The organism is Methylorubrum podarium (assembly GCF_022179745.1).
In the GTDB taxonomy this organism is placed as follows: Bacteria; Pseudomonadota; Alphaproteobacteria; order Rhizobiales; family Beijerinckiaceae; genus Methylobacterium; species Methylobacterium podarium.
Window position 1 is genome coordinate 1 of record NZ_BPRD01000111.1, and the last position, 8502, is coordinate 8502.

Sequence of the window (8502 nt, forward strand, 5' to 3'; positions counted from 1 at the left end):
GCCTCGTCGAGGACGACGGCGCGCAGCCCCTCGGTGACGAGCCGGCCGCGCTCCATGTGGTCGCGCAGGCGTCCCGGCGTGCCGACGACGATGTGGACGCCGGCCTCGAGCGCGCGGGCCTCGCGGCGCGGATCCATGCCGCCGACGCAGGGGACGACGCGGGCGCCGGTCTGCGCGTAGAGCCAGGTCAGCTCCCGCTGCACCTGGAGCGCCAGCTCGCGGGTCGGGGCGATGACGAGGGCCAGGGGCGCGGCCGGCGGCGGCAGCGTTTCCTCCGGCCCGAGCAGCGTGCCGGCGATGGCGAGACCGAAGGCGACGGTCTTGCCCGACCCGGTCTGGGCCGAGACGAGCAGGTCGCGGTCCGGGGCGGCATCGAGCACCGCCTGCTGGACCGGTGTCGGTTCGGCATAGCTGCGCTCGGTGAGCGCCCGGGCGAGGGGGGAGGGCAGAGACGGAAATGGCAAGGGAATGGCGCCTTCAAACCGGCGAATTGGCACCGGCACACTCGAACCGACAAGCGGCCGGCTCGGAACTGAGCCCCGCTTGTAACCCCATCGGCACGCGCCGACCACTACGCCGGTTGCGCGGGGGCGTTGCGCGGACGTGTTGCGCTGCCGCGGCGGGGCGGGGGCAGCCGTCTCGCTCTACGCCGCCCGCTCCTGCACCAGGGCGACGATGTCGTCCCAGCGCGAGAGGAAGGCAGCGACGCAGGCCGGGTCGAAATGCCGTCCGGACTCCGCCTCCAGATGCGCCCGCGCCCGCTCCAGGGACCAGGCGGGCTTGTAGCTTCTGGCGGAAGTCAGCGCGTCGAACACGTCGGCCACCGCGACGATCCGGCCGGAGCGCGGGATCTCTTCGCCCTTGAGGCCGCGGGGATAGCCGGTGCCGTCCCAGCGCTCGTGGTGGGTCAACGCGATCTCGGCGGCGATCTGAAGCAGGCGCGAGGAACTGTCGTGCAGCATGTGGTAGCCGCGCAGCGCGTGCTGGCGCATCTCCGCCCATTCCTCGGGCGTGAGGGGGCCGCCCTTCATCAGGATGTGGTCGGGAACGGCGATCTTGCCGATGTCGTGCATGGTCGAGGCGAGCGCCACGTCGTCGGCCTCCTCGGACGACAGGCCGAGCCCCTCCGCCACGGCGATGACGCAGCCCGCCACGCGGGTCAGGTGGTCGCCGGCCTGATCGTCGCGGAATTCGGCGGCGAGCATGAGCCGGCGGATGATCTCGCGCTCCCGCGAGGCGGCGTCGGCCACCGCCCGCGCCGCGTCGCGCCGCATCGCGTGCGCCCGGTCGTCGCTCTCCCGGCGCGCCACGGCGAGCTCGATCAGCACACCCACCCGGTCCTGCAACTCCCCGGCGTCGAAGGGCTTCGACAGCACGTCGGTGGCGCCGGCCTCCCGACCGATCCGGCGCAGGGTCCGCGCCTCGCCTCCCGCCACCAGGAGGACTGGCGTGCGGGCGAGGCTGTCCTGCTCCCGCAGGGCGCGGATCAGGGCCGGGGCGTCGAAGCGATCGGGCTCGGCCTCCACCACGATCACCGCCGGCGCCTCGGCGACGAGATCCGCGACGACATGGCCTGAGACGGCGACGACGCTGCACGACTGACCGCGCAGGGCGAGGACGAGGGGGGCCGGGGTCCGCGCCGCCACGACGGCGACGACCGCGTTCCCGCTTCCTTCCGCCTCGCCCGTCATCGCGTCATCCACGGCGATCCCGGCGCGACCCACCGCCCGCCGACTTCCGATCGCCGCCCCCTGCGTGCCTGAACATGGTTAACCGACATTGAAATGACGGGGCCGATTGTCGGGCGGTCGCGCCCGCCGCGCAAGCGGCGAGCGGGCCGCAACGTTCCGGCCGGTGCCGGTCTCCCGCCTCGCACCGGCTCTGCCGAAAACCGGCCGCCACTTTTCGGGCCGGTGCGCTAGATCCCCGGCATGACCGACACGTTCTCCCTCGATCCGCGGCTCGCCGCCGACACCCACCCGGTGGGCGATCTCGCCCTGTGCTCCGTCCTGCTGATGGACGACGCGCGCTTTCCCTGGCTGATCCTGGTGCCGCGGCGGCCGGGCTTGAGTGAGCTCACCGACCTCGCCCCGGAGGAGGCAGGCCTCGCCTTCGAGGAAATCCGTCTCGCGGTCGGGGTCGTGCAGGCGCTCGCCCGGCCGGACAAAGTGAACGTGGCGAGCCTCGGCAACGTGGTGCCGCAGCTTCACATCCACGTCGTCGCCCGCTTCCGCTCGGACCCGGCCTGGCCGGGGCCGGTCTGGGGGGTCGGCGAGCGCAAGCCCTATCCGCCACACGCCCGCGCCGCCCTGCTCGAACGGGCCGCCGCCCTGTTCGTGGCCGCCTGAGGCGCACGCCATGACCGGCTCGCCCGACACCACCGGCCGGGACGCGCTCGCCTACGCCGCGAGCCGCCTCGTGCGCCACTCCGCCGAGTTCGGTCCGGCCCCCTCCCTCGCCGGGGCCGGACCGGAGGCCCGCCTCGTGCTGATGGCGGGCGAGGCGGTGATCCTGCGCGCCGATCCGCACCTGACCGGGACGGCCCTCCTGACACGGGACGAAGCGGAGCGGGCGGGCGAGCGCGCCGTCGAGATCTTCCTCGGCCGGGTCGAGGAGCGGCCGGTCTTCGCCGGCGCGGTCACGGAGGAGGCGGCCGCCCTGTTTCCGGCGCCCGGCTACCGCGCCCTCGACCTGCGCGCGCTCGTCGGCGAGGGCGCGGTCGCCCGCGAGGAGCAGGGGCTCATCGCCACCGCCAAGTCGCTGCTGGCCTGGCACGCCCGGCACCGCTTCTGCGGCAATTGCGGCAGCCCCACCGTCGTCGCCGCCGGAGGCTTCCGGCGGGAATGCGGAGGGTGCGGGCTGCACCACTTCCCGCGCACCGATCCGGTGGCGATCATGCTGGTGCGGCGGGGCGATGCCTGCCTGCTCGGGCGCGGCCCGCACTTCAAGCCGGGGATGTATTCCTGCCTCGCCGGCTTCATCGAGCCCGGCGAGACGGTCGAGGACGCGGTGCGCCGCGAGACCCGCGAGGAGACCGGCGTCGCGGTCGGCGCCGTCGCCTATCATGCCTCGCAGCCCTGGCCGTTCCCGGCCTCGCTGATGATCGGTTGCGTGGCGGAGGGGCTCACGGAGACCGTCCGGACCGATCCCGACGAGCTGGAGGATGCGCGCTGGTTCTCGCGCGCCGAGGTGGCGCGGATGATCGCGGGCGCTCACCCGGAGGGGCTGACCGTGCCGCCGCCGACGGCCATCGCCCACCTGCTGCTGCACGACTGGGTCGAGGGCGTCATCGCCGCCGCGCCGCGTCCCGAGGCGTGAGCGCCGCGCGCTCGCGCTTCACGGACGCGAGCGGATGGTGTAGGCGCCCCCACTTGGCCGGGAAACCAGCCCTGCGCGGCGGCCCGGTCCCGGGGACGCCGCGTCCCGGGCAGCAAAGGCCGGACGTGCCGCCGGGAGCGAGAACCATGACCGCCCGCATCGATGCCGCCTTCGCCCGCTGCCGCGCGGAAGGACGGGCCGCCCTCGTCACCTACGTCATGGCGGGCGATCCCGATCCGGAGACCTCGCTCAGGGTGCTCGAAGCCCTGCCGAAGTCCGGCGCCGACATCGTCGAGTTCGGCCTGCCGTTCACCGATCCCATGGCGGACGGGCCGGCGATCCAGGCGGCGGGCCTGCGGGCGCTGAAGGCGGGCCAGGACTTGAGCGGCACGCTGGCCCTGGTACGCCGCTTCCGCGAGGGCGACGACCGGACGCCCGTGGTGCTGATGGGCTACTACAACCCGATCCACACCTACGGCGTGCCCCGCTTCCTGGAGGATGCGCTGGCCGCCGGCATCGACGGCCTCATCGTCGTCGATCTGCCGCCGGAGGAGGACGAGGAACTCTGCCTGCCGGCCCGCGAGAAGGGCCTCGCCTTCATCCGCCTCGCGACCCCGACCACCGACGACCGGCGCCTGCCGGCCGTGCTCGCGAACACGGCCGGCTTCGTCTACTACGTGTCGATCACCGGCGTGACCGGCACCGCCACTCCCGATTTCGGCAAGGTCTCCCAGGCGGTGGGCCGGATCGCGGCGCAGACCGACCTGCCCGTCGTCGTCGGCTTCGGCGTCAAGACCGGCGCGCACGCCGCCGAGATCGCCCGCGGCGCCGACGGCGTGGTGGTCGGGTCGGCCCTGGTCGACGCGCTGGCCCGCAGCCTCGAACCCGGCGATCGCGCCGGCGACGGCACGGTGGAGGCGGTCGCCGGCCTCGTGCGCGAGCTGGCCGAGGGCGTGCGCAGCGCCGTCAAGGCGCCGGCCGGAGCCTGAGCGTCCCCCACCCCGCCGCGTCCCGCCCGCGGGCGCCTCGATCCGGGAATGCCGTCGGCATCAGGGCTTGGCATCGGGGCTGCGGCGATCCGATATCAGCATGCAAGTGAACGCGGTCAGACAGGGAGTCCGACGCCATGGTCGAGCCGATGAACTGGATCTCGGAGGTCGTGCGGCCCCGGATCAAGACGCTGTTCAAGCGCGAGACGCCGGAGAACCTCTGGATCAAGTGTCCCGACACCGGCCAGATGGTCTTCCATAAGGAAGTCGAGCAGAACCACTGGGTCATTCCGGGCTCCGAGCACCATCTCAAGATGAGCGCGACGGCGCGCCTGAAGATGATGTTCGACGAGGGCACCTGGATCGACGTGCCGCTGCCCGAGGTTGCGGCCGACCCGCTCAAGTTCCGCGACGAGAAGCGCTACGCCGACCGCCTCAAGGAGGCGCGGGCCAAGACCGGCATGCCGGACGCCTTCAAGATCGGCTTCGGCCGCGTCGGCGGCCTGCCGATGACGATCGCGGCCCAGGAATTCGGCTTCATGGCCGGCTCGCTCGGCATGGCCGGCGGCGAGGCCTTCGTCCGCGGCGCGGAGACGGCGCTGGAGAAGCGCACCCCCTACATCCTGTTCGCGGCCTCCGGCGGGGCGCGGATGCAGGAGGGCATCCTCTCGCTGATGCAGATGCCGCGCACCACCGTGGCCGTGCGCCGGCTCAACGCCGCGCGGCTGCCCTACATCGTCGTGCTGACGAACCCGACCACGGGGGGCGTGACCGCCTCCTACGCCATGCTCGGCGACGTGCATCTGGCCGAACCCGGCGCGCTGATCTGCTTCGCCGGCCCCCGCGTCATCGAGCAGACGATCCGCGAAAAGCTGCCGGACGGCTTCCAGCGGGCCGAATACCTGCGCGAGCACGGCATGGTCGATCAGGTCGTGCACCGCCACCAGCTCAAGGAGACGATCAGCCGGCTGTGCGGCCTGCTGATGAATGTGCGGCAGGCCCCTGCCGGAAAGCCGCCGGCGCCGCCGGCCCCCGAGCCGCTGCCGGACGCGGCCTGAAACGCCGCCCGCTTGCTCAACGCGGCCAGCGTTCGAGCAAGCCCGCGCGGCGCTTGAGGAAGGCACCCGTCGCCCCAGCGCGATGGGTGCCCGCCGGAACCGAGATCCGTCGTCCCGAAGGGATCGGTCGGATGTCGAACGAGAACAATCCGCGACAGAAGGTCTTCGCGCGAGATGGAATCCTCCGACGCGCTCATGGCGCGCTTCCTCGCCCTGCATCCGCGCACGATCGACCTGTCGCTCGGGCGCATCGAGCGCCTGCTCGCGGCCCTCAACCATCCCGAGCGGCGGCTGCCGCCGGTGATCCATGTCGCGGGCACCAACGGCAAGGGTTCGACCATCGCCTTCATGCGGGCGATCGTGGAGGCGGGGGGCTTGGCCGCCCACGTCTACACCTCGCCCCACCTCGTGCGCTTCCACGAGCGCATCCGGCTCGGGGGCATCGGCGGCGGCCATTACGTCGCCGAGGACCGGCTCGCCGACGCCTTCGCCCGCTGCGAGGCGGCCAACAAGGGCGACCCGATCACCGTCTTCGAGATCACCACGGCGGCGGCCCTGCTGCTGTTCTCGGAGAGCCCCGCCGACGTGCTGCTGCTCGAAGTCGGCCTCGGCGGACGGGTCGACGCCACCAACGTCATCGACCACCCGGCCTGCGCCGTCGTCACCCCGATCGGGCGCGACCATGCGGAGTATCTCGGCGACACCGTCGAGGCGGTGGCGATGGAGAAGGCCGGCATCTTCAAGCGCGGCTGCCCGGCGGTCATCGCCGCCCAGGATTATGCCGGCGCCGATGCCGTGCTCTGCCGCCAGGCCGAGCGCGTCGGCGCGGTGCCGGTGCGGGTCGGCAACCAGGAATTCTCGGTCCACGAGGAGAGCGGGCGGCTCGTCTACCAGGACGAGACCGACCTGTTCGACCTGCCCCGCCCCCGGCTGGCCGGGCGCCATCAGTTCACCAATGCCGCCACCGCCATCGCGGCCCTGCGCGCGGCGGGATTCGGCGATATCGGCACCGCGGCCCTCGAAGCGGGCCTGCGCAACGTCGACTGGCCGGGCCGGCTCCAGCGACTCGTGCGCGGCGCGCTCGCCGAGCGGATGCCCAGGGACGCCGAGTTGTGGCTCGACGGCGGCCACAACGCCGACGGCGGACGCATCCTCGCCGCGGCGATGGCCGATCTCGGCGAGCGCAGCGACGCGCCGCTGGTCCTGATCGTCGGCCTGCTCGGCACCAAGGACGCGGAAGGCTTCCTGAAGAACTTCGTCGGCCTCGCCCGCTCGCTCATCGCGGTGCCCATCACCGGCCAGGTGGCCGCGCGGCCCGCCGAAGAGGTGGCGGGAATCGCCCGCACGGTCGGCCTCCCGGCGGAGGTCGCCCCGAGCGTGGAGGCGGCGGTCGAAGGCCTATCGGATACGATCTTCGAGCGTCCGCCCCGCGTCCTGATCTGCGGATCGCTCTATCTGGCGGGGGCCGTCCTCGAATCCAACGGCACGATCCCGACTTGACAAGATGTCCGCCCGACCAGGGCGGATCGGCGACAGACGAAGACGCCGGGTCCTGCGTCGAGGGCAGCACATCGGCGGCGCGAGACGATCGAGCCGAGATCGCGAAAGCCCGGCTCGACTTGCCCGCATCTCGCGACGACGCTCCCCCGTCGAGCCGCCGCGCGGCGCTAGATCGTCATCGCCCCGCGGTCATCCTGAGCCTGGCCCGTCGATACCGTCGATCGACCGGCCGCCCCGCCCCGATGTCCTGAGAATCGGCGCGCCCAAAACCTCCGCCGTCCCGCGAAGTCTGGTTTCGGCATCGCCCGGAAGGGGTTGCAACCACTCCTCAGCCGGTTTGTCGCGCGGCGGGTGTGACCCGCCCGCTACATCTCGCGCTGAGGAAATGGTCTAGCTTGCCGGCGATCGGGTTTCTGCTGGGGATCAACAAATGAAAAAGCTTCTCACCTCTCTTGCCGCCTTCACGGCCCTGACCGCCGCCGCTTCCGCCGCCGACCTGCCGCGCCGCGCCGCTCCGCCGGTCTTCACGCCCGTCCCGGTGTTCACCTGGACCGGTTTCTACGCCGGTCTCAACGCCGGTTACGGCTTCGGCGTCGAGGACTCCCTGGCTCCGACGCAGGTCGTCACGATCGATCGCCGCGTCGTCGGCGGTCCGGTCGGCGCGATCGCCGGCTTCGCCTTCGACAACGGCGGCCGCAGCGACGGCTTCGTCGGCGGTGGTCAGATCGGCTACAACTATCAGTTCACCCCGGGCTCGGGCGTCGTGATCGGTATCGAAGCCGACGCGCAGTACGCCGACCTCGGCGGCCGCTTCGGCCGTAACGGCGGCTGCGGCACCGGCGGCATCGCCTGCGCCGTCACCCCGGGCGGCTTCGTGCAGCCGGGCGTGACCCTGATCAACCCGACCGGTCTCCAGGGCCTCGACTTCTTCGGCACCGTCCGCGGCCGTATCGGTTACGCCTTCGACCGCGTCCTGTTCTACGGCACCGGCGGCTTCGCCTACGGCAGCTTCGGTGGCGGCCGCGCCGTCGACACCGACGACTTCAAGACCGGCTACGCTGCTGGCGGCGGCGTCGAGTACGCGCTCCCGACCGACTCGTTCCTGAACTTCTTCCGCTCCTCGGCGGTGACGCTCAAGGTCGAAGGTCTGTACGTGAACTTCGACGGCAACAACAGCCGCTACGGCTTCGCCAACGCCAACGGCGTGATCGTGACCGCGACCCCGCTGGCCGCCGTCGGCCCGGGCACCTCCTCGGTCATCCTGAACAACACCGCCCGTCGCGACGTCGATTTCGCCGTCATCCGCGCCGGCCTGAACTACAAGTTCGGCAGCTACTAAGCCGAACCTCCGATAAGGGTCTCGAAACCAGGAAGCCCGGCCGCAAGGCCGGGCTTCTTGCGTTTCGAGGATCCGCCGCGGCCGCCCGGTCGGCGCTGCAGACAACGCGGCGGCCGACGCGCATGAAAAAGCCCGGCCTCGCGGCCGGGCTGTCTCGGTCCGATCCGCCGGGGAGGCGGCGTGGCGTCAGGCGCTCGCTTGGATCCAGCGGGACAGGTCGCCCTTGGGGGCGGCACCGACCTTCTGGCTGGCGAGCTTGCCGTCCTTGAAGATCATCAGCGTCGGGATCGAGCGGATG

At 72.2% G+C, this 8502-nt stretch carries 9 protein-coding genes; 6 read left to right on the top strand and 3 right to left on the bottom strand.

Going from position 1 to position 8502, the window contains the following annotated elements:
- The coding region (locus MFF42_RS05880) for a DEAD/DEAH box helicase (protein WP_238254906.1) at positions 1–464 on the bottom strand (464 nt) is incomplete at its 3' end.
- A 180-nt stretch (positions 465–644) separates the two neighbouring features.
- On the bottom strand, positions 645–1691 hold the full coding sequence (locus tag MFF42_RS05885) for an HD-GYP domain-containing protein (protein ID WP_238254913.1): 1047 nt from the start codon (positions 1689–1691) through the stop codon (positions 645–647).
- Between the two features lie 240 nt (positions 1692–1931).
- Here MFF42_RS05885 and MFF42_RS05890 point away from each other — a divergent pair, with 240 nt between their 5' ends.
- The 6 genes from MFF42_RS05890 (at position 1932) to MFF42_RS05915 (ending at position 8204) form a co-directional block, all read left to right on the top strand.
- Positions 1932–2348, top strand: a complete 417-nt coding sequence (locus MFF42_RS05890; protein ID WP_238254907.1) for an HIT domain-containing protein — start codon at positions 1932–1934, stop codon at positions 2346–2348.
- A 10-nt stretch (positions 2349–2358) separates the two neighbouring features.
- Entirely contained in the window at positions 2359–3318 is a 960-nt protein-coding gene (nudC, locus tag MFF42_RS05895) for an NAD(+) diphosphatase (protein ID WP_238254908.1), read from the top strand.
- A 146-nt stretch (positions 3319–3464) separates the two neighbouring features.
- Positions 3465–4307, top strand: coding sequence for a tryptophan synthase subunit alpha (trpA, locus tag MFF42_RS05900; RefSeq protein WP_238254909.1), 843 nt, complete (start codon positions 3465–3467; stop codon positions 4305–4307).
- Between the two features lie 137 nt (positions 4308–4444).
- Entirely contained in the window at positions 4445–5365 is a 921-nt protein-coding gene (accD, locus tag MFF42_RS05905; RefSeq protein ID WP_238254910.1) for an acetyl-CoA carboxylase, carboxyltransferase subunit beta, read from the top strand.
- A 174-nt stretch (positions 5366–5539) separates the two neighbouring features.
- The gene (locus tag MFF42_RS05910; protein ID WP_238254911.1) at positions 5540–6865 is read left to right on the top strand and encodes a bifunctional folylpolyglutamate synthase/dihydrofolate synthase; all 1326 of its coding nucleotides are present in this window, start codon (positions 5540–5542) and stop codon (positions 6863–6865) included.
- A gap of 430 nt (positions 6866–7295) precedes the next feature.
- Positions 7296–8204 carry an outer membrane protein gene (locus tag MFF42_RS05915; RefSeq protein WP_238254912.1) on the top strand — a complete coding sequence of 303 codons (909 nt, stop codon included), beginning with the start codon at positions 7296–7298 and terminating at the stop codon, positions 8202–8204.
- Between the two features lie 186 nt (positions 8205–8390).
- Here the strand turns inward: MFF42_RS05915 and MFF42_RS05920 are convergent.
- A partial coding sequence (locus tag MFF42_RS05920) for a thioredoxin family protein (protein ID WP_238254914.1) occupies positions 8391–8502 on the bottom strand: 112 nt, incomplete at its 5' end.